Raw genomic sequence first — 25,522 nt, forward strand, 5'->3', positions numbered from 1 at the left:
TTGATCCGTGGTGTGGCAGACGTCTGCGCCCCCGTCCTACCGTGGGACGGGGAGGCCCCATGTGCTGGAGCGCGACGGCCGATCTGGCGGCGGGCACGGTCATCACCGCCGTCGGGATCGCCTGCCTGGCCCGGACCCGGCGCGCCCGGGACCTGCCCGTCGCGGCGCTCCCGCTGATCCTGGGCGTGCACCAGCTGACCGAAGCCGCCGTCTGGCGCGCCGGCGGCGGATGCGGTCCGGCCACCACCGCCTGGGCGGTGACCGCCCTCCCGCTGCTGCCCGTATGGGTGCCGCTCGGGGCGCTCCTCGCCGCCGCACCCGAGGTCAGGCCCCGACTGCGACTGCCGGCCGCGGCCGGAGTCGCCACCGGCGTGTACCTCGCGTACTGCCTGGCGACCCGCCCGGTGAGCGCCGAGATGCGGGGCCACACCCTCGGGTACGCGGTGAACGTCCCCTGGATGCCGCTGGTCCTCGCGGGCTACCTGTTCGCCACGCTCGGCGCCCTGCTCCTCTCGGGGGACCGCCGGCTGCGGCTCCTCGGCCTCCTGCTGGCGGCCGGGGCGCTCGTCTGCGCCGCGCTGTGGAGGCTGGAGTTCGCTTCCACCTGGTGCGCCTTCGCGGCGGCCGCCTCGACGCTGATCCTGGTCTGGACCGGCGACCGCGCGCGTTCCCCTTGTGTACGCGAGGGCGCCGGACGGGGTGCGCCGAGCCTGTAACACCGGCCCGGGCGCGGAACAGGATCATCCGGCAAAGGTAAAAAGATTCGGGATCCGATCACGGGCCCACCTTGCGGTTTGCCGCTTTTCGGCCGCGGCGCCCGCGGGATGCAGCCATGGCGGAGTGGCTGGGTGCGGCAAGATCCCCGGCGCCCCGGCGCGGCGCGGCCTCCCGCCCCGCGTTCGACTTCTGACGTGGTGGATTCGACCGAACGCACCCCAGCCGCGAGCCGGGTCCGCCGGGGCGTTCCGGTCACTCCGGGATCACCGGCCATCCACAGCGGGTCGTCGTTCCCAGCGTCCGATGGGACCTTCAACCCCCTCTCACCAGGGGCGAGTTGACCATGTTCGCAGCCGCCGCCGACGAAAGAGGCCTTGACGTATCTAGTGACTTCGCAAGCACTCGGCAGTAGAACTCGTTCTCATTCCGCCTAGAGTGAGGAAGCTCACATGAGCGACAAAGGCCTGCACAAAACGAACCAGAACGGCGTCTCCCGCCGAGGATTTCTCGGTAGAACGGGTTCCATCCTGGGCGCAATGGCCCTTGCCGGTCAGATCGCCCCGTCCCAGGCCCAGGCCGCCACGGCCGGCGCGGCCGCCGCCGGCCCGATCGACAACGGAGCGCACGTACCGGCCCTCGTGATCGGTACCGGGTACGGCGGCTCCGTCGCCGCCCTGCGGCTCGCCCAGGCCGGTGTCGACGTCCACATGATCGAAATGGGCATGGCCTGGGACACCCCGGGCTCGGACGGCAAGATCTTCTGCAACACGACCACCCCGGACTACCGCGCCTACTGGCTCCGGACCAAGACCAAGGCGCCGCTGAGCAACTTCCTGGGCTTCCCCATCGACAAGGCGGTCCCGCGCTACACCGGCATCCTCGACGCCGAGGAGATGGGCGGGATCATCGTCTACCAGGGCCGCGGCGTCGGCGGCGGCTCGCTGGTCAACGGCGGCATGGCGGTCACCCCGAAGCGCTCGAACTTCAGCAGCGTCCTGCCGACCGTGAACGCGGACGAGATGTACGACACCTACTACCCGCGCGCCAACGCGGGTCTCGGTGTCAGCCTGATCGACCCGGCCTGGTTCGAGACGGTCGACTGTTACCAGTTCTCCCGCGTCGGCCGCAAGCACGCCCAGCGCGCCGGGTTCCCCTTCGTGTTCGTCCCGGACGTCTACGACTGGGACTACATGAAGCAGGAGGCGGCCGGGACCGTCCCCAAGTCCGCCGTCGCCGGCGAGATCCTCTACGGCAACAACGCCGGCAAGAAGTCCCTCCAGCAGACCTACATCGCCCAGGCCAAGGCCACCGGCAAGGTCACCATCTCGCCCCTGCACAAGGTCACCTCCGTCTCCCCCGCCTCCGGCGGCGGGTACACGGTCGTCATCGACCAGATCAACACCACCGGCGACACCGTCGGCACCAAGACGGTCGTCGCGGACAAGGTGTTCTTCGCGGCCGGCAGCGTCGGCACCAGCAAGCTGCTCGTCCGCCTGAAGGCCACCGGCGCCCTGCCCAACCTCAACAACGAGGTCGGCAAGGGCTGGGGCGACAACGGCAACGTCATGTGCGGCCGCGCCAACCACATGTGGGACGCGACCGGCAAGGTGCAGGCCTCCATCCCCTGCGGCGGCATCGACAACTGGGACGCGGGCGGCGCCTTCGCCGAGGTGGCGCCGCTGCCGACCGGCATCGAGACGTACGCCTCGTTCTACCTGTCGATCACGAAGAACCCGAACCGCGCGGAGTTCACGTACAACGCCTCGACGGGCGGGGTCGAGCTGAACTGGCAGACGGCCTGGAAGGCGCCGTCCATCGCCATGGCCAAGACCATCTTCGACAAGATCAACTCGAAGGAGGGGACGATCTACCGGACCGACCTCTTCGGCACCAACAAGATCTGGGGCGACCACCTCACCTACCACCCCCTCGGCGGCGCGGTCCTGGGCAAGGCCACCGACAACTACGGCCGTCTGCACGGCTACACCGGCCTGTACGTCATCGACGGGGCGCTGATCCCCGGCAACACCAGCGTCAACCCGTTCGTCACGATCACGGCGCTCGCCGAGCGCAACATCGAGAAGATCATCGCCACCGACATGTAAGGGCGGCGGACAGCACGAAGGCCGGGGCCGTCGGATTCTCCGACGGCCCCGGACCCGTGTGCCCGCGGCACGCACTCCGCGCTCAGTGGCCCGGCAGCACGCAGACGCTGTCGAGGCCCAGCACGTGGTTGAGCCGACCGAAGGCCAGCCAGGAGCCGATGCTCATCGTCAGCTCCACGATCTCCACCTGGCTGTAACGGGCCGTCATCCGGTCCCAGAACTCCTCGTCCAGGCCGTGGTGGTCCAGGCAGTACCGCTCCGCGTACTCCGCCGCGAGCCGGGTGCGCTCGTCGAAGCGGTCCGTGGTGCGCCAGTCGGTGACGGCCTCGGGGAACTCGTCCTCGACCTTCTCCCCGTCCCGGTCGGTGCGCCAGTCCAGGCAGAAGATGCAGCCGTTGATCTGCGCGACGCGCAGCCGTGCCGCCTCGAACTCCCGCAGTCCCAGGGTGGTGTGGGCGTACACCGACAGGGAGAAGTTGGCGGCGGCCATCCCGATGCCGGGCACCAGGTCGCCCCACACGTACTCGATGGGGTGCTGGCCTTCGGGGATGTCGATCCTCATGACAGTTTCCTTCCGAGTTTGCCGACGGCGGGGCGCAGCGGGACGTCCAGGGCGTCGTAGAGCCCCGGTTCGGCCTCCACCAGCCAGTCGATGGCCCCTACGAGGCGTCCGACCGCGGTGGCGTTGCCGCCGGCGGAGCGGTTCTCGCCCTCGTCGGTGGCCTCGATGGTGACCTCGATGTGCGGGCGGCCCTCGATGATCACCCGGTGGGCGCCGTCGCCGCCGTCGGGCGGGGTCGGCCAGTCGGGGGCGCAGGAGGCGTGGATGCGGGTGACGTGCTCGATGACGATGCGGGGTTCGCCCTCGACGATCCCCTGCACCTCGAAGCGGATGGCTCCCTGGGTGCCGCCCTCGAACTCCCCCATGGTGCGCGTGGTGACGGTGGTGTCGAGGGCGCGGCGCTCCACGGTCTCGCGGATGTCGTCGAGTTCGACGCCCAGCGCGCGGGCCATCATCCGTATCTGCCCGCCCCACACCATGGTCGGGATGGACGGCATGATCATCATCGGCTCGTAGTCCATGGGCTGGCCCATGCCGATGATGTAGCGGACGGAGTCCTGCTGGTCGTAGGTGGTGTAGTCGAAGATCTCCTGGCAGCGGATCACGTCGATCCGGGTGCCGAGCCCGCTGAGCAGCAGCGGGAGTACGTCGTTGCCCCAGCCGGGGTCGACGCCGGAGGCGAAGAGCGAACCGCCGCCCTCCGCGACCGCGGCGGTCACCGGATCGAGGAACTCCGGCGGGGCGTTGCGGTAGTCGTAGAGCGGATAGAGGGCGGGGCTCACGACGACGGCCCCGGAGCGGATCGCCCGGGTGATGTCGGCGAGCGCGTCGTCGGGGCGGATGTCGCCGGACGCCGCGTAGACGACCGCCTGCGGACGGGCCGCGAGGACCGCCTCGATGTCGTCGGTGGCGGCGACGCCCGTCTCGTAGTCGAGTTCGCCGAGTTCACCGGCGTCGCGGCCGACCTTTTCTGGATTGTGGACGATGACGGCGGCCAACTTCAGCGCCGGATGGGCCTCTACGGCACGGATGGCCAAACGGCCGACGTTGCCGGTACCCCAGACAACCGTGGAAATCATGCGCGGAGGGTAGCTTCAGGACCTGTAGGTTCCTAGAGCCGTGTACGGAAATTCCGGCCCGCTGTCACTGGTTTTGCAGTCGCCGCTTCCGCGTCACTGGTTCTCCGCGCCCAGCACGAAGAGCAGGTAGACGAAGAAGGCGAAGAGGTGGCCCACGAACAGGTAGGCGATGAGCCGGATGATCAGGCCGCGCGGGAACTTGGACTGCTGCTTCTGCTGCGTTTCGGGCATGCCGTACGGCTCCTCGCCTATCGGTGGTGGGTGGTCGTCGTGCCGGCGCCGCCGCCCAGGCACAGGCCCGCGAGGCTGCTCTGCAGCAGGGTGTGGACGAAGAGCAGCTCCGCCCCGGCGGCCGAGGCCGCGCCGATGCGGTGCGCGGTGAGCGAGTCGAAGTGGGCGCTGTCCCCTGGCTCCAGCAGGTACTCCGTCTCCCCGAGGTGCAGCCGCAGCCGCCCCTGCAGCACGTACAGCCACTCCTCCCCGGGATGTACGCGGACCAGCTCGCCCTGGCTGCGGCCGTGGACGTGCACGCGCAGCGCCTGCATGCCGCGGCCGGAGCCGCCGGCCTGCCAGTACGTCCAGCCGTCCGCCTCGCGGGCGCCCGGACCGCCGGCCCGTACGATGGGATCGGCTACGGCCGGGGTCTCCCCCAGCAGCTCCGAGACCGTCGTACCGTAGGTGCGGGCGAGCCCGAGCAGCAGCGGCAGCGAGGGCTGGCGGCGGCCGGTCTCCAGTCGCGACAGGTGCGCCGGCGAGAGCCGGGCCCGGGCGGCGGCGGCCTCCAGGGTGAGTCCGGCCCGGCGGCGCAGATCGCGCAGCTGCGGGGCCACGGTGGGCAGCTCGGCATCGGGGGCGGGGTCGCCGGGCACGGGGTCGCCGGGGACTTCTCCGGGGGCGATGTCGCCGGGGGCAGGACCGGTTGTCATGCCCCGATTGAGCCAGATCCTTACCTCCCTGGCAAACCTCCTTGCCTCTGAGGTAAATCACCTCATGGATCGGTGGGACCGCCGAGCACCGTCTCCACCGTGTCCGCGTCCTGCGCCCGCTTGTCGGGGCGGTGGCGCAGGACCCGCGCGAAGCGCAGGGCGACCCCGGCCGGGTAGCGCGGGGAGCGCTGCAGGCCGTCGTAGGCGATCTCCACCACCAGCTCGGGGCGCACCCGCACGGTGTGGCCGTCGTCCTCGACCGCGAGCCCGCCGAGCCGCTCGGTCTGCCAGCGCAACATCTCGTCGGTGAGCCCCTTGAAGGTCTTGCCGAGCATTGCGTAGCCGCCGTCGGCGGTCCGGGCGCCGAGGTGCAGATTGGACAGCAGGCCGGTGCGGCGGCCGTGGCCCCGCTCCACGGCGAGCACGACCAGGTCCAGGGTGTGCACCGGTTTCACCTTGAGCCAGTGTTTGCCGCGCCGGCCGGCCGCGTAGGCAGAGTCGAGGGCCTTGACCATCACGCCCTCGTGCCCCCGGCGAAGCGTCCGCGTCCAGAACTCCTCCGCCTCGGCCGCCTGCGCGGCCGGGTCCTCGACCACCAGCCGGCCGACCCGGAACTCCTCGGGCACCAGCTCGGTGAGGGCCGCGTACCGTTCGCGCACCGGCAGGTCGAGGAGCACGCGGTCCCCCGCCACCAGTACGTCGAAGAAATAGGGGACGACCGGCAGGGTCCGCCGGGCGGCCTCAACATCGGCGCGGGAGCCGACCCGGCTCGCCACCTCCTGGAAGGGGACCGGCCGCCCGTCGGCCGCGGACCGTCCGATGACCTCCCCGTCGAGGATGAAGCGGTCCCCCGGAAAGGACCGGGCCAGCTCGGCCACCTCCGGCAGCCGGCCGGTGATCTCGTCGAGGGAGCGCGTGTACACCCGTACGTCGTCCCCCTCGCGGTGCACCTGCACCCGGATCCCGTCGAGCTTCTCCTCCACCGCGCACGGCCCGAGGACGGCCAGGGCCTCGGCCACCGACTTGGCGGTGTTCGCCAGCATCGGCTGTACGGGCTGCCCCACGCGCAGGGTGACCCCGCGCAGGGCCGCCGCCCCGTCGGCGAGCACGGCCGCCGCCACCCGGGGCAGGGAGCCGTCGAGCATCGCGGCCCGGCGCAGGGCGGCGGCGGGCACGCCTGCCGCGGCGGCCACCCCCTCCAGCGCCACGGCGTCGAGCGCGCCCTGGCGCACCTCCCCGCCGAGCAGCCCGCGCAGGAACCGCTGCTCCTCCTCGGTGGCGGCGCCGAGCAGGGCGTCCAGGATCCGCCGGCGTTCTGCCTGGGCCCCGGCTCCGGACACTGCGGCGAACCGGGTCACGGCCTCGTCGACGGCGGTCACGGTCAGGCTCGGCCCGGCGGCCGGCGGCGTCTCCTGCGACAGCGCACGCCAGCCGATCCCGGGACGCCCTTGCGGAAGCCTCCCGGCGAGGTAGGAGACCACCACCGCAGCCTCCCCGGCGGGCGCGGCGGCGAACAGCTCCGCGAGCAGAGCAACCTTCCCGGACCGCGCGGAGGTCTCCCCCACCTCCCGCGACACCCGCGCGACCTCGGCCAGCAACATGCGCCCATCCTCCCGCCGCCCACCCGGCACCGCAGCCCGGCACCCCCTCCAGCCCGTCCGGCGTTTGAGGACCGGGGTCTGGGGCGGAGCCCCAGGGGGGTCCGGGCAGCGCCCGGGGAACGGTGGAAGGGCGGGTAGGGGACCAGCCCCGCAGGGCAGCACCCGCGGCGCGGATCGCACGCCGCGCCCCAGAGCCCCCGGGCCGGCCCGGGTTCCGGCCACCGCGGCCGGAGACCGCCCCCGCATACCGCAGCCGCGGTACACACCGCGGCCCGCGTACTCCCTGAGGACGTCGCCGGTTCACCCTGCGGGATCGCGGCCCCCGCCGCCCCTGCGCTTAGGGTTCCCATATGAAGCTCCGACTGCCACGGCGCCGCCGAAGCCGCCTCCTCGCGGGCGCGGCCGCGCTCGCCGTCGTCGCGGGGGCGGGCACCCTCACGGCCGCCGCCGCGGCCGACGACGCCCCGTCCGTGCGCCGCGAGGACCACGTCCTCGACATGCCCGGCGCCGGGATCGACATCTCCTACTTCACGGCCGGGGAGCCCGGCGGGGGCAACCGCCCCGCCGTCCTCCTCGGCCACGGTTTCGGCGGCAGCAAGGATGACGTGCGGCCGCAGGCCGAACGCCTCGCCCGCGACGGCTACGCCGTCCTGACCTGGTCGGCCCGCGGATTCGGCCGCTCCGGCGGCAAGATCGGGCTGAACGACCCCGCCTACGAGGTCAAGGACGTCTCCCGGCTGATCGACTGGATCGCCGCCCGCCCCGGGGTGCGGCTCGACGCCGCGGGAGACCCGCGCGTGGGCATCGCCGGCGGCTCCTACGGCGGGGCGATCTCGCTGCTCGCGGCGGGCAGCGACCCGCGCGTGGACGCCATCGCCCCCTCGATCACGTACTGGAACCTCGCGGACTCCCTCTTCCCGAACGGCGTCTTCAAGAAGCTGTGGGCCGGCCTCTTCTTCACCACCGGTTCCGCGGGCGGTCTGCAGCCGGCCGCCCCCGGCCCGGGCGCCGCCCCGCAGGCGGCCCCGGCCGCGCCCGGCTGCGGACGCTTCCAGCCCGAGCTGTGCGCCATGTACGAACGCGTCGCGGTGGCCGGCAAGCCGGACCCCGAGGCCCGCGCGCTGCTCGAGCAGCGCAGCCCGTCGGCGGTCGGCGGCGCCATCAAGGTGCCGACCCTGATCACGCAGGGCCAGGACGACTCCCTCTTCCCTCTGGACCAGGCCGACGCGATGGCCCGGACGATCGCCGCCAACGGCGCGCCCGTCTCCGTGGACTGGGCGGCCGGCGGTCACGACGGGGGCATGCGCGAGGCGGACCGCGTCGAGGACCGGGTGAAGACCTGGTTCGACCGCTACCTCAAGGACGACACGTCCGTGGACACCGGCTCCGCCTTCCGCGTCTCGCGCTCCGGCGGCATCGACTCCACCGACGGCCAGGTCACCCTGCGCGGAGCGAGCGGCTCCACCTACCCCGGGCTGCTGTCCGGACCGCGCGAGTTCGCCCTGACCGGCCGGGAGCAGACCTTCGCCAATCCGGCGGGCGGAGCGCCGCCCGCGCTGTCCGCGCTGCCCGGCATCGGCGGGCAGCTCGCCGCCTTCGGCGGCGGCCTCTCGCTGGACTTCCCCGGGCAGAACGCCCGGTTCGAGTCGGAGCCGCTGACCGCGGAGACGCGGATCACCGGGACCCCGACCGTCACCCTAAAGGTGAGGTCTACAGCTGCGGACGGTTCGGCCGTGCTGTTCGGCAAGGTGTACGACGTCAGCCCCGACGGCCGTCAGCAGGTGCTGCCGAGTCAGCTGGTGGCCCCGGTGCGGGTGGAGGACGCGCAGCAGGACAAGACCGTCGAGCTGCGGCTGCCCGCCATCGACCACGCGGTCGAGGCCGGGCACCGGCTGCGGCTGGTGGTCGCCGCCACCGACCTCGGCTACGCCTCCCCGGCCGCGCCCGCGACCTACACCGTCTCGGTGCAGGGCCCCCTGGCGGTGCCCGTCGCGGACGGCGTGCGCACGGCGGCCTCCGGGCTGCCCGCCTGGACCTGGTGGATGCCGCTCGGCGCCGTGCTGCTCGCCGCGGGGCTGGTGGGGATCCGGAGGACAGGTCGAGGGCCGGGCGGGATCCGGGCGGGCGCACCGCAGCCCGACCCCGCGCTGGCCGACGTACCACTGGAGATCACCGGACTGACCAAGCGGTATGCCAAGGCGCAGGACCGCTACGCCGTACGGGACCTCTCCTTCCGGGTGGAGAAGGGCCAGGTGCTCGGCCTGCTCGGACCCAACGGCGCGGGCAAGACCACGACCCTGCGGATGCTGATGGGCCTGATCACTCCGGACGCCGGGGAGATCCGGGTCTTCGGGCATCCGGTACGGGCCGGCGCGCCGGTGCTCTCGCGGGTCGGGGCCTTCGTGGAGGGGGCCGGCTTCCTGCCGCACCTGACGGGGCGCGCCAACCTGGAGCTGTACTGGCAGGCCACGGGCCGCCCCACCGCCGACTCCCACATGGAGGAGGCCTTGGAGATCGCCGGGCTCGGCGACGCGCTGGAGCGGGCGGTGCGCACGTACTCGCAGGGCATGCGCCAGCGCCTCGCGATCGCGCAGGCGATGCTCGGCATGCCGGACCTGCTGATCCTCGACGAGCCGACCAACGGGCTGGACCCGCCGCAGATCCGCGAGATGCGCGACGTGATGATCCGGTACGCGGCCGGCGGGCGGACGGTCATCGTCTCCAGCCACCTGCTGTCGGAGGTCGAGCAGTCCTGCACGCACCTGGTGGTCATGGACCGCGGCCGGCTGGTGCAGGCGGGCGAGGTCGCCGAGATCACCGGCGGCGGGGACGTCCTGCTGGTGTCCCTGGCCGAGCCGGTGGACGAGGCGGTCGTCGGGAAGATCGCCGCACTGGAGGGAGTGGAGTCCGTGGCGCGCGCCGAGGACGGACTGCTCGTACGGCTGGACGGCGCGAGCGCCGCCGAGCTGATCGCCGAACTCGTACGGCTGGAGGTGCCGGTGTCGGGAGTGGGACCGCACCACCGGCTGGAGGACGCGTTCCTCACCCTGATCGGAGGCGCGGCATGAAGACCGCGACGGATGTGAACGCGGACTCGTCCGCCGCCGGCGGTGGCGACGTGACGCCGGCCGGCACCGGCCCCGGCCGCGAGGTCGCCCACGGCTACCGGGCGAACCGTACGCTGCCGCTGCGCGTGGAGGCGCTGCGGCAGTGGCGCCGGCGGCGGACCCTGGTGATGGGCGGGATCCTCGCCGCGCTGCCCTTCATCCTGATGATCGCCTTCGCCGTCGGCGGCGGTCCGGGCAGCCGCGGCGGCGACGAGGGCCGGATCACCCTCATCGACACGGCGACGGCCTCGGGCGCGAACTTCGCGGCCACCTGCCTGTTCGTGTCGGCCGGGTTCCTGCTGGTGGTGCCGGTGGCGCTGTTCTGCGGGGACACGGTGGCCTCGGAGGCCAGCTGGTCCTCGCTGCGCTACCTGCTGGCCTCGCCCGTGCCCCGGGCCCGGCTGCTGTGGAGCAAGCTGGTGGTGGCGCTCGGGTTCAGCCTGGCGGCGATGGTGCTGCTGCCGGTGGTGGCGCTCGCGGCCGGTACGGCGGCCTACGGGTGGGGCCCGCTGGAGCTCCCCGCGGGCGGCTCGCTGCCGGCCGGGGACACGATCGGGCGGCTCGCCATCGCCGTGGCCTTCGTGTTCGTGTCGCAGCTGGTCACGGCCGGGCTGGCGTTCTGGCTCTCGACGCGGACGGACGCGCCGCTGGGCGCGGTGGGCGGGGCGGTCGGGCTGACGATCGTCGGCAACGTGCTGGACGCGGTGACGGCGCTGGGGTCCTGGCGGGAGTTCCTGCCGGCGCACTGGCAGTTCGCCTGGGCCGACGCCCTGCAGCCGCAGCTCGAATGGGGCGGCATGATCAAGGGCACGGTGGTGTCGGTCTCGTACGCGGTGGTGCTGTTCGCGCTCGCGTTCCGCGGGTTCGCCCGCAAGGACATCGTGTCGTAGGGCCCGCCCGCGGGGCCGTGCACCGATGCACGGCCCCGTTCGGCCGTCGGGGGGCAACCCGGGCGCACCCGCGTGTGCCTGCCGCCCCGGCGGTCCGCGCCGCCCAAGAATCGCCCTCGGTCCGGACGTACGGAAGCGTCCGAACGGCACCGAGGGGTACGGCCGATGGACACAGCAGGACTTCCACCGCGCAGGTTCGTGCTGACGGGGGGCCTCACGGCCGCCGCGGCCCTGCTCACGGGATGCTCGGCGAAGAGCACGCCGAAGCCCGCGACGGCTGCGCCGGAGCCCCGGCCGAGCACCCCTGAGGGTGCGTACAGCCGCCTGCTGGAGGGCAACCGGCGCTGGGTGAGCGGCAGTCTCAACCACCCCGACCGGGATCCGGACCGTCGCGGGCTGGTGGCGCAGGCGCAGGATCCCTTCGGCGTGGTCCTGGCGTGCATCGACTCCCGGGTGCCGCCGGAACTGCTCTTCGACACCGGGCTCGGCGACCTGTTCGTGCTGCGCACGGGCGGGCAGGCGGTCGGCCCGGTGGTGATCGGGTCGGTGGAGTTCGGGCCGATGACGGCGGGCACCCCGCTGATCCTGGTGCTCGGGCACCAGCGCTGCGGGGCCATCGACGCCTCGTACAAGGCGCTGCGGGACGGGGTCCCGCTGCCCGGAAACCTGCAGGCGATCGCCAAGGCGCTGGTGCCGGCGTACGAGCTGACGGTCAAGGACCCGGGCTCCGACCCGGTCGACACGATGATCCGCAATCAGATCAAGGTGACGGCCGACGCGCTGCGGGGCAACGCGGATCTGGCGCCCCTGGTGCGGAAGGGTTCGCTGGCCGTGACCGGCGCCTACTACTCGCTGGACACCGGCGAGGTGGAGGTGCTGACCGGAGCACCGACGGGCACGGCGTCCCCGTCGGCGTCCCCGTCGGTGTCCCCGTCGCCGTCGGTGTCCCCGTCGCCGTCGGTGTCCCCGTCGGTGTCCGCTTCCGTCAGCCCGTCGCCCCGGGCCTCCTGAGGGCGGGGCTCCGGTCAGCCGGCGGCGGCTCCCGCGACGGCGTCGACCTCCGCCAGGAGTTCGGCGTCGAGCGGCCGGTCGGCGACGGCCGCGTTGGCCCGTACCTGCTCGGCGGAGGTGGCGCCCGCGATGACGGAGGCGCAGCCGGGCTGGGCGGAGAGCCAGCCGACGGCGAGTTCGAGGACGGTGCGCCCGTGCTTGTCGGCGAGCGCGGCCAGCGCCTCCACGATGTCGAGGCGTTCGTCGGTGAGGTAGCCGTCGCGGCCTTCGAGGCGGGAGCCCGCGGGGACGGGGGCGCCCCGGCGGATCTTTCCGGTCAGCAGTCCGTTGGCCAGCGGGAAGTACGGCAGCACGCCGACCCCGTAGTGGAGGGCGGCCGGGACGAGCTCGCGCTCCGCCGACCGCTGGAGCAGCGACCATTCGTTCTGGGCCGATACGAAGGGTGCCGCGCCGGTCTCGCGGGCCACGTGGGCGGCTTCGGCGAGCTGCCAGCCGCTGAAGTTGGAGTGGCCGATGTAGCGGATCTTGCCTTCGGCGACGAGTTCGGTGAGCGCGGCGAGGGTCTCCGCCACGGGAACGGCCGGGTCGGGGCTGTGGAGTTGGTAGAGGTCGATGTGGTCGGTCTGCAGGCGGGTCAGGGAGGCTTCGACGGCGCGCCGGATGTAGGCGCGGCCGGCGCGGGAGCCGGCGGCGGGCCCGTAGCCCATGTCCACGCCGTCGTAGCCGAACTTGGTGGCGAGGACCACCTGGTCCCGGCGGCCCTTGAGGGCCTCGCCGAGGTGGGTTTCGGAGCCGCCGGTGCCTCCGTAGATGTCGGCGGTGTCGAGGAGGGTGATGCCCGCATCGAGGGCGGCGTCGACGACGGTGCGGGTGGCGCGGGCGTCGAGGCGGCCGCCGAAGTTGTTGCAGCCGAGCCCGATCGCCGAGACCTGAAGACCTGAGCTGCCCAGGGGGAGATGGCGCATTCTTTCGTTCCTCCGCACTCGTCCGGCACATGATCGGCAGGACGGCAGTGTAGATCGGCGGGACGGCGGCGCGGATCGCCCCCGGGCCCTCTCAGAAGAGGTCGGCGAGCCGCTTTCCGATGGCCCAGCCCTCCTCCACCGAGCAGACCGCGAGGTCGGGGTCGGCCGCCGCGGCCGCCGCGGCCAGTTCGGGGGTGGCGTAGAAGTTCACACGATCGCAAAAGACTTCACGGATGTCGGCGCCGGTGGCCGGCGCCAGGGTGAGCGCGGCGGTCGCGGGGGTGAGACCGCGGACTCCGCCGGGGGTGACGGTGAGGGAGATCGGGGCACCGGTCGTGGCGCAGCGGCCGGTAACCCGACTGGCCTCCTCCTTGAAGACCGCGGGAAACATGAGGACGTCCATGACGCACCAGCCGGTGACCCGCGCCCATGGAGCGCAGCCGGGTGAGGCGGTCCTCCCACAGGTCGGGGTGGACCCGGAAGTAGTGCAGTGCCCCCGAGACGATGCGGTCGGGGCGGCCTGCGCGCCGGAAGCTGTGATCGGATTCGATCGAGTCGGTCACTTCGATCGTTTTGGCATTCTGTGGTGGAATCGAGCGGCACGCAGGCGCCACGCACCAGGCAGACCGCAGGGGGATCCTTGAGACCACATGTCGACCAGCGCCAGGCCCGGGTGCTCGCCCTCGTCCGGGCGCGGGGCAGCGCACGTGTCGCGGACCTGGCCCGGGAGCTGGGCATCTCCCCCGTGACCCTGCGGCGGGACGTCGAGGCGATGGCGGCGCGGGGCGAGATCCGGCGGATGCACGGGGTGATCAGCCGGCTGGAGTCCGGCCCCGCGGGCACGGAGGCGGGCAGGGGCGCGGACTCGGGCAGGGGCGCCGGCGCGGGCCGGGGCGGCGGCCTGGTGGTCGGGATGGTCGTGCCGACCACCGAGTACTACTACGCGGACGTCGTGCGGGGGGCCCGCGAGGTGGTCGAGGCACGGGGTGCGCGGCTCACCGTGGGCCTGACCCGGTACCTGGCGGGCGAGGACCGCACGCAGGCGGACCGGTTGCTCTCCACGGGGGCCGACGGACTGCTTCTGACCCCGAACTGGGAGGCCGGAGCGCCGGGACCCGGCGAAGGGGCGTGGACGGCCGGACTGCCGGTGCCGACCGTCCTGGTGGAGCGGTGGGCCCCGCCGGGGCATCCCGCGGCCTCCCTGGACCGGGTGGCCTCCGACCACGCGGAGGGCGCGGCGCAGGCCGTACGGCACCTGGCGGAACTGGGGCACGAGCGGATCGCGCTGGCCAGCCGGGAGACCCCGACGTCGGGGCGGCTGCGGACCGGCTTCGCGGCGGCCGTGGCCGCCCTCGGGCTGGAGCCGGCTCCGGCCTGGCCCGCGGCCGGGGCGGGCACCGCGGACAGTGCGAGTTCGGCGGCCGGGGCGGGCACCGCGGGCGGAGCAGGCACGGCGGGCGGAGCGGCCTCGCTCGCCGAGGCGGAGGCCTTCGCGCGGACCCTGGACTACCTGTGCGACGCGGTGACCGAGGGGGGCGTGACCGCGGCCCTGATCCACAGCGACACGGACGCGATCATGCTGATCCCGCGGCTCCAGGCGCGCGGGGTGCGGGTGCCGGAGGACCTGGCGGTGATCACGTACGACGACGAGGTGGCCGGGCTGGCCGACGTACCGCTGTCGGCGGTGGCTCCCGCCAAGCGCGAGGTGGGTGCCCGGGCGGCCGGCATGCTGCTGGACCGGCTGGAGGACCGCGGGGCGGGGCGCGAGGGGCCGCGGCAGCACCTGGACCTGCTTCCCCGGCTGACCGTCCGCCCGTAGCCCGTAGCCCCTGCGACATGCATACTGCGCGTGCGCGTGTGCGTGGCGTGTGTGCGTTTTGATCGAATCCCGTATGTGCCCTTGACGACATGATCGTCCGCGCAAAAGGATGAGGATCGCGAACGGCTCCGGGGCCGCCTCTTTGGGGAGGGGCGGCCCCGGGTGTCCCCCGTGTCGGTCCCGGCGCCCCGGCCGGGGTTTGTGACCATCGGGACTTCTGATCCCACCGCAGGAGCCGTCCAGTGACCCACCCCGCCTCCGCCCCTTCCCCCCGCCGTCCGGTCACCGTGCTCGCCATGAGCGCCGGAACCCGCGCCGCCGTCCTCGGCGAGCGGATCCTTCCCGAGCTGCTCCGGGTCGCCGACGTGGACCCCGGACTGCTCGTCACCGACTTCGGCCCGGCCCGCTCGGAGGAGCTCCTGCGGGAGCGGCTGGCCGTGGCCGAGGTGCTGTTCACCGGGTGGGGCTGCCCGCCCCTGGACGCGCGGGCGCTGGAGCTGATGCCGGAGCTCCGGGCGGTCGTGCACGCCGCCGGAAGCGTCAAACACCATGTCACCCCGGCCTGCTGGGAGCGGGGGCTGCTCGTCTCGAGCCAGGCCGCCGTGAACGCCCTGCCGGTCGCGGAGTACACGCTCGCCGCCATCCTGTTCGCCAACAAGCGGGTGCTGGACTCCGCGCACGCCTACCGGGCGGCCCGCGGCCACGTCGACCCGCTGCGGCACTACCCCGCCGTCGGCAACTACCGCCGTACCGTCGGCCTGGTCGGCGCCTCCCTCATCGGGCGCCGCGTCCTGGAGCTGCTGCGCCCCTTCGACCTGCGGGTGCTCGTGCACGATCCGTACGCCGATCCGGCCGGGCTCGCCGCCCTCGGCGCCGAGGCCGTCGCCCTGGACGAACTGCTCTCCCGCAGCGACGTGGTGAGCCTGCACGCCCCCGAACTGCCGGGGACCCGCCGCCTGCTGGACGCGTCCCGGCTGGCCCTGATGCAGGACGGAGCCACCCTCGTGAACACCGCGCGGGGCTCGCTCGTCGACACCGAGGCGCTGACCGGGGAGCTGGTCTCGGGGCGGCTGCACGCCGTGCTCGACCACACCGAGCCGGAGGTGCTGCCCGCCGGCTCCCCGCTGTACGACCTGCCCAACGTGCTGCTCACCCCGCACGTGGCCGGCTCCCTGGGCGGGGAACTGGACCGGCTGGCGGCGTCCGCCGTCGAGGAGGTCGAGCGGTACGCCCGGGGGCTCGGCTTCCGCCATGCCGTCGACCGGGCCCGGCTCGGCTACTCGGCCTGACGGCCCGCCGCGCGGACCAGCCCCTCCAAGTACTCCCGGCCCGGCCCGAGGCGCTCGGGCAGTGCGCCGGCGCCGGGGTACCAGCGCTTCTCGTACTCCCAGCAGAGCCAGCCCCCCGGCGGTGCGAGGGCCACCGCCTCGGCGAGCGGCAGCACTCCCCCGCCTAGCCCGAGCGGGGTCAGCTCCCGCGCGGATGCCACGTCCTTGACCTGGAGGTACCCCAGGTGCCCGGCGAGCGCCCGGCGCGACTCGGCCGGCGACTCGCCCCCGAGCCAGGTGTGCAGTACGTCCCACAGCGCGACCGCGCCCGGATGCGCGACCCGGTCGAGGACCCGGGCCGTGGCCGACGCGGCGCGGTGCGAGTCGTGGGTCTCCAGCAGGATCCGCACCCCGTGCCGCTCGGCGAAGGGTGCGGCGGCCCGGAGCCGGCGGACCGCGTGGTCGTCGGCTTCGGCCGGGGACTGGTCACCGCCGCCGGGGAAGACCCGTACATGGGGGGCTTCGAGGTCGGCGGCGAGCCGCACCAGGGCCTGGATCTCGGCGAGGACCGGTTCGTCGGGACCGGGCGCCGCCACCCGGGCGTAGCCCGCGACTCCGAGGACGGTGACGCCCGCGGCGGTCAGGGTGCGCAGGCCGGCCGCGCGGTCGCCGGCGGAACTGGCGGGATGCAGGGGCTCTTCGGGGTGGGCCCGCAGTTCGAGGCCTTGATAGCCGTGCGCGGCGGCGAGCTCCGCGCTGCGCTCCAACGGGGTGCCGGGCAGGCCGAGGGTGGAGAAGGCGTACCTCACGCACGGCCCCCTTCGGTGGCGACCGACGGCGTGGCGGCGGGCGGCGGCCCCGTGGAGGCGCGCACCGTCAGCTCGGCCGGCAGCGTGGTGATGCCGCCCGGGGGCAGTGCTCTGCGGCCGGTGACGAGCTGGGCCGCCAGCACCCCCGCCTCGCGCAGCGGCAGCCGGACGGTGGTGAGGGACGGGGCCGTGTCGACGCAGACGGGCAGGTCGTCGAAGCCGGCGACGGATACGTCCTCGGGTATCCGCAGGCCGGCCTCGCGCAGGGCCGCGGCGACCCCGGTGGCGACGGTGTCGTTGGCGGCGGCCACGGCGGTGAAGGGCACTCCGCGGCGAAGCAGTTCACGGGTGGCGTCGTATCCGGCGGAGCGCTCGAACCCCGCGTGCACGGTGAGGCCGGCGCAGTGCGCGGGCAGTGCGGGGTCCTGGTCGCGCAGGGCGTCCTGGTGTCCGGCGAGGCGCTCGCGGGTGGTGCTCAGCCCGGGCGGGCCGGCCACGTAGGCGATGTGCCGGTGGCCGAGCGTCAGCAGGTGCTCGGTGAGCCGGAAGGCGCCGCCCCGGTCGTCGAACATGACGGTGGCGACGGGGAGTCCGGCGGGCAGGGGCAGCGGGGGGCGGCCGCACAGCACCACCGGGGCGCCGGTGGCCGCGATGCGGGCGAGGCGGGCGGCGAGGGCCCGGGTGTGCTCCGGTTCCTCCACGGCGCCGCCGGTCAGGACGACCCCGCCGGCCCGCTGGCCCTCCAGGAGGGCGAGGTAGTCGAGCTCGGCGGCCGGGGCGCCCTCGGTGTTGCAGACGACGGCGAGCCGGCGCGCGCCGCCCTGTCCGCCGGGGGCCAGGGCGCTCTGCAGGGATCCGGCGAGGATCCCGAAGAAGCTGTCTGCGACGTCGTGGACGAGCACGCCGACCAGGTCCGAGGTCGCGGCGGCGAGGGCCCGCGCGGGGCCGTTGGCGATGTAGCCGAGGTCCTCGACGGCCTGCTCCACGCGGGTCCTGGTGTTGCCCGCCACCGGGTACCCGCCGTTCAGTACGCGCGAGACCGTGGCCGGCGATACGCCCGCGTGCGCCGCCACTTCGGCGAGTGTGACCGCCATCTTCCCCTCCTTCCGATCCGTCCCGGGCCATCGTCTCACCCGGTGTGCGGATCTCCATAGTCGCCGATGAGGAAAGCGCTTTCTATCACCCGTAAGAGTCTTGCACCGCGATGGTGGACGGACCTAGCCTGATCGAAGAGAAAGCGCTTTCTATCTCGTTTCCAAGATTCCAAGACGAAGGAGGGGACATCGTGCGACGCAGGACGATCAAGATCGCCATGAACGGCGTCACCGGCCGGATGGGATACCGCCAGCACCTGGTCCGCTCCCTGCTCGCACTGCGCGAGCAGGGCGGGCTCGACCTCGGCGACGGCACGGTGCTGTGGCCGGAGCCGGTGCTGGTCGGCCGCCGCGAGGAGGCCCTGCGGGCCATCGCGGAGCGGCACGGCCTCGAGCACGTGAGCACGGACCTGGCCGCGGTGCTGGCCGATCCCGAGGTCGAGATCTACTTCGACGCCCAGGTCACCAGCGCCCGCGAGGCGGCCGTGCGGCAGGCCGTCGCGGCCGGCAAGCACGTGTACTGCGAGAAGCCCACCGCCCTCACCTTCGAGTCCTCGCTGGAGATCGCGCGCCTGGCCGACGCGGCCGGCGTCAAGCACGGGGTGGTGCAGGACAAGCTGTTCCTGCCGGGCCTGCTGAAGCTCAAGCGGCTCATCGACGGCGGCTTCTTCGGCGAGATCCTGTCCGTGCGCGGGGAGTTCGGCTACTGGGTCTTCGAGGGCGACTGGCAGTCCGCCCAGCGCCCGTCGTGGAACTACCGCTCCCAGGACGGCGGCGGCATCGTCGCCGACATGTTCCCGCACTGGGAGTACCTGCTGCACGAACTGTTCGGCCGGGTCCGCACGGTGCAGGCGCTGACCCGCACCCACATCGGCCGCCGCTGGGACGAGGAGGGCAAGCCGTACGAGGCCACCGCGGACGACGCGGCGTACGGGATCTTCGAACTGGAGGGGGGCGCCGTCGCGCAGATCAACTCCTCCTGGGCGGTCCGGGTCCACCGTGACGAGCTCGTGGAGTTCCAGGTGGACGGCACGCACGGATCGGCCGTCGCCGGGCTGCGCGGCTGCCGGGTCCAGCACCGCGCGACGACCCCGAAGCCGGTGTGGAATCCGGACCTGCCCCAGACCGAGGCCTTCCGCGACCAGTGGCAGGAGGTCCCGGACAACGACCCCGCCGACAACGGCTTCAAGACCCAGTGGGAGCTCTTCCTGCGCCATGTCGTACGGGACGAGCCCTGGCAGTGGGACCTGCTGGCCGGGGCCCGCGGGGTGCAGCTCGCCGACCTCGGGCTGCGCTCCTCGGCGGAGGGCCGGCGGCTCGTGGTCCCGGAGGTGACGCTGTGAGCATCCGGCTCCCCTCGGCGGACGGCGGCCTGCGCCTCCACACGCCGGGCACGACTCCGCTGGCGCCGTTCACCGGCGGCCCGGCCCGCAGCCGTACCTTCTACTCGGCGGCGCACGTGGTGGCCGATCCCCTCGCGGCTTCGGCCGAGTCCGGCCCGGTGATCGACTGGGAGACCACGCTGGCCTTCCGGCACACGCTGTGGGCGCAGGGACTCGGGGTCGCGGAGGCCATGGACACCGCGCAGCGCGGGATGGGCCTGGACTGGCCGGCGGCGGCAGAGCTGATCCGCCGTTCGGCCGCCGAGGCCCGGTCGGTGGGCGGCCGGATCGTCTGCGGCGCGGGCACCGACCAGCTCGCTGCGGACACCCCGCATTCCCTGGCCGCCGTCACCGCGGCGTACGAGGAGCAGCTGGCGCACGTGGAGGAGTGCGGGGCGACGGCCGTACTGATGGCCTCCCGCGCCCTGGCCGCGGCGGCGAACGGCCCGGAGGACTACCTGGAGGTGTACGGAAGGCTGCTGCGGCAGAGTGCGCGGCCGGTGGTCCTGCACTGGCTGGGGCCGATGTTCGACCCGGCGCTGGAGGGGTACTGGGGGCACACGGACCTGGACGGGGCCACGGATGTCTTCCTGAAGATCATTTCGGAGTCTCCGGAGAAGGTCGACGGCATCAAGGTCTCGCTGCTCGATGCGGAGCGCGAGGTGGACATCCGGCGGCGGCTGCCGGAGGGCGTGCGCTGCTACACGGGCGACGACTACCACTACCCGGAACTGATCGCCGGGGACGGCGAGCTGGCCAGCGACGCCCTTCTGGGGATCTTCGACCCGATCGCCCCGATCGCGGCGCGGGCGGCGCTCGCTCTCGACCAGGGCGACGAGGCCGGGTTCCGGGAACTGCTGGATCCGACGGTGGCACTGTCCCGGCACCTGTTCGCTCCGCCCACCCGGTACTACAAGACGGGCGTCGTGCTCCTGGCCTGGCTCGCGGGCCACCAGGACCACTTCGCGATGGTGGGCGGGCTGCACTCGGCCCGCTCGCTCCCCCACCTGGCCACCGCCTACGAACTGGCCGACGGACTCGGCCTGTTCCCGGACCCGGAGCTCGCCGAGGACCGGATGCGGCAGTTGCTCGCGCTGCACGGGGTGGCGTCATGAGCCCGGCGACGAGCCATCCGCCGGCGCCGGCCCGGTTCAGCCTGAACCAGGAGACGATCCGCCAGTGGTCGCTTCCGGAGCTGGTGGCCGGGTGCACCGCGGCCGGGGTCGGCGCGGTCGGGCTGTGGCGCGATCCCGTCCAGCGGTTCGGGGTGCGGGAGACCGCGAAGCTGGTCGCGGGGGCGGGGCTCCGGGTCAGCTCGCTGTGCCGGGGCGGCTTCTTCACCGCCGCCGATCCGACGGGGCGTGCGGCGGCCCTCGAGGACAACCGCCGCGCCGTGGAGGAGGCCGCCGAACTGGGCGCCGACACCCTGGTCCTGGTCTCGGGCGGCCTGCCGGACGGCGACCGCGACCTGGCGGGAGCCAGGCGGCGGATCACCGACATCCTGGGCGAACTGGTCCCGTACGCCGCAGGTCACGGGGTGCGGCTGGGGATCGAGCCGCTGCACCCGATGTACGCGGCGGACCGCTGCGTGGTCTCCACCCTCGGTCAGGCCCTGGACATCGCCGAGGAGTTCCCGGCGTCGCGGGTGGGGGTGGTCGTCGACTCCTACCACCTGTGGTGGGACGAGCGGCTGCCCTCCGAGGTCCGGCGGGCCGGGGAGGCCGGGCGGATCGTGTCCGTCCAGGTCGCCGACTGGGTGACCCCGCTCCCGGAGGGCGTGCTGCTGGGGCGGGGACAGCTGGGCGACGGCTCGATCGACCTGAGGGCATTCCGGGAACTGACCGACTCCGCCGGGTACCTGGGGCCGGTCGAAGTGGAGATCTTCCATCCCGGGCTGTGGGCCCGCGACGGCGAAGAGGTGCTGCGGGAGGTGATCGACCGCTACCGCGAGCACGTCGCATGAGTCGCACGGGCTGAGGGGGGTGCACGAGCCGAGAACACCGGGGGGCCACAGCATTTCGGGCCGATCAGCATTTCGGGCCGATCAGCGTTCCAGTCAAAGGAGACTGTGATGACAGATGTGTGGAGCCGTCGTGCCTTCCTCACGGCGGTGGGCGGCAGCGTGGTGCTGCTCGGTACGCCCGCCTTCCCCGCCGCCGCGGGGACGGTGACCTCCGTCCACGCCGCCATGCGCGCGGTGTGGCAGGGCCTGGTCCTCGGGACCGTGTCCTCCCCCACCGCGGAGCCGTTCCGCACCCGGCTGGCCGCGCTCGGTACGCAGGCCGGCGAGTGGCGGTCCTCGATGGCCCCGGCGACCGGTTCGCTCTGGCCCGACCATGTCTTCACCACCAACCCCGAGTTCATGGCGCAGAGCTACTACCGGCTGCGGAGCATGGCGGAGGCCTACGTCAGGCCGGGCACCGGGCTCACCGGCGACGCCGGGCTGCGCACCGCCGTGCTGACCGGGCTGGACCACCTCCACGCCCAGGTCTACAACGCGGGCCAGGCGCGGTACGGAAACTGGTGGTGCTGGCAGATCGGCGCCCCGCAGGCGCTGCTCGACACCGTCGTCCTCATGTACGGCCAGCTGTCCGCGGCCCAGCTCGCCGGCTACTGCGCCGCCGTGGACCACTTCGTGCCGGACTCCTCCGTCGGCGCGTACACCGGGACGAGCACCGGTGCGAACCGGGTGGACCTGTGCCGGGTCCTCGCGCTGCGCGGTGTGGTCGGCGGGGACGACGCGAAGATCGCCCTGGCCCGGGACGCGCTCACGCCGGTGTTCCCGTACGTCACCTCCGGCGACGGGCTCTACCGGGACGGCTCCTTCATCCAGCACACCTGGGTGGCGTACACCGGCTCCTACGGTTCTGTGATGCTCGGCGGACTGGGCATGCTGTTCGGCCTGTTGAAGGGGACGGTGTGGGAGGTCACCGACCCCGGTGCGCAGATCGTCTTCGACGCGGTGGAGCACGCGTGGGCGCCGTTCCTCTACAACGGGCTGATGATGGACGCCGTATCGGGGCGGGCCCCCAGCCGGGGGGTCCAGCTGGCCGATCCCCTGCAGGCGCAGCTGGACGACCACACCCGGGGGCATTCGGTCCTCGCCGCGATCCTGCTCCTCGCCGAGGGCGCGAGCACCGCAGAACGGGCGCACTGGCGGGCCCTGGTGAAGGGCTGGGCGGCACGGGACTACTACAGCCCCCCGCCGGCGGACGCCACCCAGACGCTTTCGGCCCTGGCCCGCCTCGCCGAGGTCGCGGCGGACACCTCGGTCACGGCCGCGCCCGAGCCGGTGGGGCACCGGCTGTTCCCCTCCATGGACCGGGCCACGCACCGCAGACCGGCGTGGGCGGCCTCGCTGTCCATGGCCTCGAAGCGGATCACGCACTACGAGACGGGCAACGGCGAGAACCTGCGCGGCTGGCACACGGGCAGCGGCATGCTGTCCTGGTGGGGCTCCACCTACGGCAACGGCCAGTACGCGGACGCCTTCTGGCCCACGGTCGATCCCTATCGGCTGCCCGGGACCACCGCCTCCCGCAAGGCGCTGGCCGACGGAGCCGGGGGCGACTGGGGCGCCTCCCGGCCGGACGCCACCTGGGTGGGCGGCACCACTGACGGGGAGTTCGCCTCGGTGGGCCAGCACCTGAAGGGCCTGGGCAGCACCCTCTCGGCCCGCAAGTCATGGTTCTTCCTCCACGACACGGTGGTCTGCCTGGGCGCCGGGATCAGCTCCACCGACGGCGCCGCGGTCGACACCGTCATCGACAACCGGAACCTGGGCGCGACCGGTACCCACGCCCTGACCGTGGGCGGCACGGTCCAGCCGGCCACCCTGGGCTGGACCGCCTCCTTCCCCGGCCCCGGCTGGGCGCACCTGGCGGGCTTCGGCGGCTATGTGATGTCGGGTTCGGGCACCTTCCGGGCGCTGCGGGAGGCCCGCACGGGCCGGTGGAGCGACATCAACCGGGGCTCTTCCACCACGGCCCTCACCCGGCGCTATCTGACCCTCTGGTACGACCACGGGACGAACCCGTCCGCCGGGAGCTACGTCTACCAGCTGATGCCGGGCGCCTCGGCCGCCCAGACCTCGGCCCGGTCCGCAACCACCGGGTGGCTGACGGTGCTCGCCAACAACACGACCGCACAGGGAGTGGCGGTGGGCTCGCTCGGCTTCACCGGGGTGAACTTCTGGCAGCCCGCCACGGTCGGCGCCCTGCAGTCGAGCGCGCCGTGCTCGGTCACGGTGCGGGAGCCCGGCGACGGCACGGCCGTGGTCTGCGTCTCGGACCCGACCCGCACCCTGACGGGACTGACCCTCACCTGGAACCGGCCCGTCAGCCAGGTGCTGTCGCAGCCCGCGAGCGTGGTCTCGGTGAGCACCGGGGCCGGGCTCCAGCTCGGCTTCGGCAGCCTCACGGCCCTGGAGGGGGCGAGCCAGGTGGTGAGGGTGAGGCTGGGGTGATCTCCGGAGATCCCGCGGGGCGGTAAAAGCGGAGCCCACAGCGTGACATAGCGTGCCCTGTATGGATCAGGAGCACATATCCGGGGACGGGAACGGGACCGGGAACGGCGAAGGCGCGGGCAGGCGGCGGTTCCTCGCCCTGGCGACGGTGGCGGCCACCGCCGCCGGGCTGGGAACCGTGGCCGGCTGCGCGAACGGGGACGGCGGGGAGGCGGACGGGGCGGGGCCCGGGGAGAGCCCGGCGCCGTCCGGCTCCCCCGCGAAGAAGGACGGGCCGCAGGGCTTCGACGTCCGGGCCGAGAACGCCCGCCCCGGGAACGCCGACTGGCAGGTCACCAAGGCCGGCCCCGCCCGCGCCATCGAGGGCTTCGCCGACCGGGTCAGCGTGCTGCCCGGCGAGTCCTTCGGCCTGCACGTCTCCACCACCGCGCCCCGGTTCACCGTCTCCGCCTACCGCATGGGCTGGTACGGCGGCGCCCGGGCCCGCCTGGTCTGGCGCTCCGAGGCCCTGCCCGGGGTGCGCCAGCCCGACCACACGGTGGACACCGCGACCCGTACGGTCCGCACCCGGTGGGCCCGTAGCACCACCGTCGAGACCAAGGACTGGCCCGAGGGCTGCTACCTGCTGCGCCTCGACGCGCAGGGCGGCGAGGGCCAGCGGTTCGTCCCCGTCACCGTGCGCTCCGCCGCCACGGCCGGGCGTACCGTCGTGGTCAACGCCGTGGCGACCTGGCAGGCGTACAACCGCTGGGGCGGTTACGGCAGTTACGACGGTCCGAGCGGCGGGTACGCCTCGCGCTCCCTCGCCGTGACCTTCGACCGGCCCTACGAGTACGACGACGGCGCGGGCCTCTTCCTCGTGTACGAGGCTCCGCTGCTCGCGCTCGCCGAGCGGCTCGGCATCCCCCTGGCGTACACGACGACCACCGACGTGGCCCGGGAGAAGCGCCTGCTGGAGGGAGCCTCCGCGGTCCTCTCCCTCGGGCACGACGAGTACTGGTCGCCCGAGCAGCGCGCGCACATCACGGCGGCCAGGGACGCGGGCACCAACATCGCGATCCTGGGCGCGAACTGCTGCTACCGCCGGATCCGGCTGGAGGCCTCCGACCTCGGACCGGACCGTACGGTGGTCTGCTACAAGTCCTCCTACGCGCAGGATCCCGGCTTCAAACGCGGCCACCCCGCCACCGTCGACTTCCGTTCCCCGCCGGGCGCCGACCCGGAGAGCTCACTGCTCGGCGTGATCTACGACGGCTACCCGGTGGACGCCCCGTACGTCGTGACCCACCCGGGCCACTGGCTCTTCGAGGGCACGGGCGCGAAGGCCGGCGACAGCTTCCCGCACCTGGTCGGCGTGGAGTACGACAAGGTCAACACCGGTTTCACGACCCCGCGCCCGATCGAGATCTTGGCCCACTCCCCCGTGGTCTGCGACGGCCGCCCCAGCCACCAGGACACGGCGTACTACACGACGCCGAGCGGCGCCGCCGTCTTCGCGACGGGGACGATGCGCTGGGTGGAGGCCCTCGACGCGACGGGCGACGGCAGCAGCAAGGCCAACCACGGCCTGGACGCGCGCTCGGGCGCCCTGACCACCCGGGTGACGGAGAACCTGCTCCGCGCCTTCGCGGCCGGCCCGGCGGGACGGACGCATCCGGCGCAGGACAACGTGAAGGCGGTGTACGGCGGGTAGGCTCCCACCAAGCCGGTCCAGGGCCTACC

The 25,522-nt window shown here is 73.4% G+C and carries 21 protein-coding genes and 1 pseudogene; 12 read left to right on the forward strand and 10 right to left on the reverse strand.

The features are described from left to right. Window positions 1-59 precede the first annotated feature (59 nt). Both NLX94_RS00390 and NLX94_RS00395 read left to right on the forward strand, forming a co-directional pair. On the forward strand, window positions 60-716 hold the full coding sequence (locus NLX94_RS00390; protein ID WP_254380467.1) for a DUF6629 family protein: 657 nt from the start codon (window positions 60-62) through the stop codon (window positions 714-716). Between the two features lie 450 nt (window positions 717-1,166). After that, on the forward strand, window positions 1,167-2,822 hold the full coding sequence (locus NLX94_RS00395) for a GMC oxidoreductase (RefSeq protein ID WP_254380468.1): 1,656 nt from the start codon (window positions 1,167-1,169) through the stop codon (window positions 2,820-2,822). Between the two features lie 82 nt (window positions 2,823-2,904). Here the strand turns inward: NLX94_RS00395 and NLX94_RS00400 are convergent, their stop codons facing one another. The 5 genes from NLX94_RS00400 to NLX94_RS00420 all read right to left on the reverse strand — a co-directional run bounded on the left by NLX94_RS00400 (window position 2,905) and on the right by NLX94_RS00420 (window position 6,990). Continuing rightward, complete coding sequence (locus NLX94_RS00400) at window positions 2,905-3,384, reverse strand: carboxymuconolactone decarboxylase family protein (RefSeq protein ID WP_254380470.1); 480 nt, start codon at window positions 3,382-3,384, stop codon at window positions 2,905-2,907. After that, window positions 3,381-4,463, reverse strand: a complete 1,083-nt coding sequence (locus NLX94_RS00405) for a dihydrodipicolinate reductase (protein ID WP_254380472.1) — start codon at window positions 4,461-4,463, stop codon at window positions 3,381-3,383. Before NLX94_RS00405 ends, NLX94_RS00400 begins: the two co-directional genes overlap by 4 nt. Before the next feature lie 93 nt (window positions 4,464-4,556). Beyond that, window positions 4,557-4,694, reverse strand: a complete 138-nt coding sequence (locus NLX94_RS00410) for a DUF6126 family protein (RefSeq protein WP_254380474.1) — start codon at window positions 4,692-4,694, stop codon at window positions 4,557-4,559. 17 nt (window positions 4,695-4,711) lie between these two features. Further along, the gene (locus tag NLX94_RS00415; protein ID WP_254380475.1) at window positions 4,712-5,389 is read right to left on the reverse strand and encodes a helix-turn-helix domain-containing protein; all 678 of its coding nucleotides are present in this window, start codon (window positions 5,387-5,389) and stop codon (window positions 4,712-4,714) included. A 62-nt stretch (window positions 5,390-5,451) separates the two neighbouring features. Next, the gene (locus NLX94_RS00420; protein WP_254380476.1) at window positions 5,452-6,990 is read right to left on the reverse strand and encodes an ATP-dependent DNA ligase; all 1,539 of its coding nucleotides are present in this window, start codon (window positions 6,988-6,990) and stop codon (window positions 5,452-5,454) included. A 350-nt stretch (window positions 6,991-7,340) separates the two neighbouring features. Between NLX94_RS00420 and NLX94_RS00425 the strand changes: the two genes are divergently transcribed. The 3 genes from NLX94_RS00425 to NLX94_RS00435 all read left to right on the forward strand — a co-directional run bounded on the left by NLX94_RS00425 (window position 7,341) and on the right by NLX94_RS00435 (window position 11,998). Beyond that, complete coding sequence (locus tag NLX94_RS00425; protein ID WP_254380477.1) at window positions 7,341-10,058, forward strand: alpha/beta fold hydrolase; 2,718 nt, start codon at window positions 7,341-7,343, stop codon at window positions 10,056-10,058. After that, on the forward strand, window positions 10,055-10,987 hold the full coding sequence (locus NLX94_RS00430; RefSeq protein ID WP_254380478.1) for an ABC transporter permease: 933 nt from the start codon (window positions 10,055-10,057) through the stop codon (window positions 10,985-10,987). Before NLX94_RS00425 ends, NLX94_RS00430 begins: the two co-directional genes overlap by 4 nt. Before the next feature lie 165 nt (window positions 10,988-11,152). Beyond that, complete coding sequence (locus NLX94_RS00435; RefSeq protein ID WP_254380479.1) at window positions 11,153-11,998, forward strand: carbonic anhydrase; 846 nt, start codon at window positions 11,153-11,155, stop codon at window positions 11,996-11,998. A gap of 14 nt (window positions 11,999-12,012) precedes the next feature. Here NLX94_RS00435 and NLX94_RS00440 read toward each other — a convergent pair whose 3' ends face one another. The 3 genes and pseudogenes from NLX94_RS00440 to NLX94_RS39555 all read right to left on the reverse strand — a co-directional run. After that, a complete protein-coding gene (locus NLX94_RS00440; protein WP_254380480.1) occupies window positions 12,013-12,963 on the reverse strand; it encodes an aldo/keto reductase in 951 nt (316 codons plus the stop codon). A gap of 91 nt (window positions 12,964-13,054) precedes the next feature. Beyond that, window positions 13,055-13,504, reverse strand: a complete 450-nt coding sequence (gene merB / locus NLX94_RS00445) for an organomercurial lyase (RefSeq protein ID WP_374683893.1) — start codon at window positions 13,502-13,504, stop codon at window positions 13,055-13,057. Then, a pseudogene (locus tag NLX94_RS39555) lies at window positions 13,398-13,670 on the reverse strand (beta-galactosidase); the annotation flags it as partial. The gene merB and the pseudogene NLX94_RS39555, both read right to left, overlap by 107 nt. Here NLX94_RS39555 and NLX94_RS00455 point away from each other — a divergent pair. Continuing rightward, the gene (locus tag NLX94_RS00455; protein WP_254380482.1) at window positions 13,604-14,782 is read left to right on the forward strand and encodes a substrate-binding domain-containing protein; all 1,179 of its coding nucleotides are present in this window, start codon (window positions 13,604-13,606) and stop codon (window positions 14,780-14,782) included. The pseudogene NLX94_RS39555 and the gene NLX94_RS00455 overlap by 67 nt on opposite strands. Window positions 14,783-15,078: 296 nt before the next feature. Then, entirely contained in the window at window positions 15,079-16,071 is a 993-nt protein-coding gene (locus NLX94_RS00460; protein ID WP_254380484.1) for a hydroxyacid dehydrogenase, read from the forward strand. On the opposite strand, the gene NLX94_RS00465 is transcribed toward NLX94_RS00460, so the two are convergent. Together NLX94_RS00465 and NLX94_RS00470 are read right to left on the reverse strand one after the other, a co-directional pair. Continuing rightward, window positions 16,059-16,859, reverse strand: coding sequence for a sugar phosphate isomerase/epimerase family protein (locus NLX94_RS00465; RefSeq protein ID WP_254380486.1), 801 nt, complete (start codon window positions 16,857-16,859; stop codon window positions 16,059-16,061). The genes NLX94_RS00460 and NLX94_RS00465 overlap by 13 nt on opposite strands. Further along, window positions 16,856-17,953 (reverse strand): LacI family DNA-binding transcriptional regulator, encoded by a 1,098-nt coding sequence (locus NLX94_RS00470; protein WP_254380487.1) that lies wholly within the window; start codon window positions 17,951-17,953, stop codon window positions 16,856-16,858. The genes NLX94_RS00465 and NLX94_RS00470 overlap by 4 nt, the downstream gene beginning before the upstream one ends. A 218-nt stretch (window positions 17,954-18,171) precedes the next feature. Here NLX94_RS00470 and NLX94_RS00475 point away from each other — a divergent pair, with 218 nt between their 5' ends. From NLX94_RS00475 to NLX94_RS00495, 5 genes are all read left to right on the forward strand, one after another. Next, complete coding sequence (locus NLX94_RS00475; RefSeq protein WP_302168663.1) at window positions 18,172-19,296, forward strand: Gfo/Idh/MocA family protein; 1,125 nt, start codon at window positions 18,172-18,174, stop codon at window positions 19,294-19,296. Next, window positions 19,293-20,450, forward strand: coding sequence for a dihydrodipicolinate synthase family protein (locus NLX94_RS00480; RefSeq protein ID WP_254380490.1), 1,158 nt, complete (start codon window positions 19,293-19,295; stop codon window positions 20,448-20,450). Before NLX94_RS00475 ends, NLX94_RS00480 begins: the two co-directional genes overlap by 4 nt. Continuing rightward, the gene (locus NLX94_RS00485) at window positions 20,447-21,298 is read left to right on the forward strand and encodes a sugar phosphate isomerase/epimerase (RefSeq protein ID WP_254380491.1); all 852 of its coding nucleotides are present in this window, start codon (window positions 20,447-20,449) and stop codon (window positions 21,296-21,298) included. Before NLX94_RS00480 ends, NLX94_RS00485 begins: the two co-directional genes overlap by 4 nt. 108 nt (window positions 21,299-21,406) lie before the next feature. After that, the gene (locus NLX94_RS00490) at window positions 21,407-23,800 is read left to right on the forward strand and encodes a polysaccharide lyase 8 family protein (RefSeq protein ID WP_254380492.1); all 2,394 of its coding nucleotides are present in this window, start codon (window positions 21,407-21,409) and stop codon (window positions 23,798-23,800) included. A 61-nt stretch (window positions 23,801-23,861) separates the two neighbouring features. Next, complete coding sequence (locus NLX94_RS00495; RefSeq protein ID WP_254380493.1) at window positions 23,862-25,493, forward strand: N,N-dimethylformamidase beta subunit family domain-containing protein; 1,632 nt, start codon at window positions 23,862-23,864, stop codon at window positions 25,491-25,493. Window positions 25,494-25,522 lie beyond the last annotated feature (29 nt).

The organism is Streptomyces sp. TBY4, from assembly GCF_024213195.1.
Taxonomy (GTDB): domain Bacteria; phylum Actinomycetota; class Actinomycetes; order Streptomycetales; family Streptomycetaceae; genus Streptomyces.

Bases quoted from the DNA above. Each gene is read 5' to 3' on its own strand.
- NLX94_RS00475 (WP_302168663.1), top strand. From the start codon at position 18,172: ATGAACGGCGTCACCGGCCGGATGGGATACCGCCAGCACCTGGTCCGC.
- NLX94_RS00410 (WP_254380474.1), bottom strand. From the start codon at position 4,694: ATGCCCGAAACGCAGCAGAAGCAGCAGTCCAAGTTCCCGCGCGGCCTG.
- NLX94_RS00440 (WP_254380480.1), bottom strand. From the start codon at position 12,963: ATGCGCCATCTCCCCCTGGGCAGCTCAGGTCTTCAGGTCTCGGCGATC.
- NLX94_RS00435 (WP_254380479.1), top strand. From the start codon at position 11,153: ATGGACACAGCAGGACTTCCACCGCGCAGGTTCGTGCTGACGGGGGGC.
- NLX94_RS00395 (WP_254380468.1), top strand. From the start codon at position 1,167: ATGAGCGACAAAGGCCTGCACAAAACGAACCAGAACGGCGTCTCCCGC.
- NLX94_RS00400 (WP_254380470.1), bottom strand. From the start codon at position 3,384: ATGAGGATCGACATCCCCGAAGGCCAGCACCCCATCGAGTACGTGTGG.
- NLX94_RS00420 (WP_254380476.1), bottom strand. From the start codon at position 6,990: ATGTTGCTGGCCGAGGTCGCGCGGGTGTCGCGGGAGGTGGGGGAGACC.
- NLX94_RS00415 (WP_254380475.1), bottom strand. From the start codon at position 5,389: ATGACAACCGGTCCTGCCCCCGGCGACATCGCCCCCGGAGAAGTCCCC.
- NLX94_RS00490 (WP_254380492.1), top strand. From the start codon at position 21,407: ATGACAGATGTGTGGAGCCGTCGTGCCTTCCTCACGGCGGTGGGCGGC.
- NLX94_RS00390 (WP_254380467.1), top strand. From the start codon at position 60: ATGTGCTGGAGCGCGACGGCCGATCTGGCGGCGGGCACGGTCATCACC.
- NLX94_RS00485 (WP_254380491.1), top strand. From the start codon at position 20,447: ATGAGCCCGGCGACGAGCCATCCGCCGGCGCCGGCCCGGTTCAGCCTG.
- NLX94_RS00425 (WP_254380477.1), top strand. From the start codon at position 7,341: ATGAAGCTCCGACTGCCACGGCGCCGCCGAAGCCGCCTCCTCGCGGGC.
- NLX94_RS00430 (WP_254380478.1), top strand. From the start codon at position 10,055: ATGAAGACCGCGACGGATGTGAACGCGGACTCGTCCGCCGCCGGCGGT.
- NLX94_RS00495 (WP_254380493.1), top strand. From the start codon at position 23,862: ATGGATCAGGAGCACATATCCGGGGACGGGAACGGGACCGGGAACGGC.
- NLX94_RS00405 (WP_254380472.1), bottom strand. From the start codon at position 4,463: ATGATTTCCACGGTTGTCTGGGGTACCGGCAACGTCGGCCGTTTGGCC.
- NLX94_RS00470 (WP_254380487.1), bottom strand. From the start codon at position 17,953: ATGGCGGTCACACTCGCCGAAGTGGCGGCGCACGCGGGCGTATCGCCG.
- NLX94_RS00460 (WP_254380484.1), top strand. From the start codon at position 15,079: ATGAGCGCCGGAACCCGCGCCGCCGTCCTCGGCGAGCGGATCCTTCCC.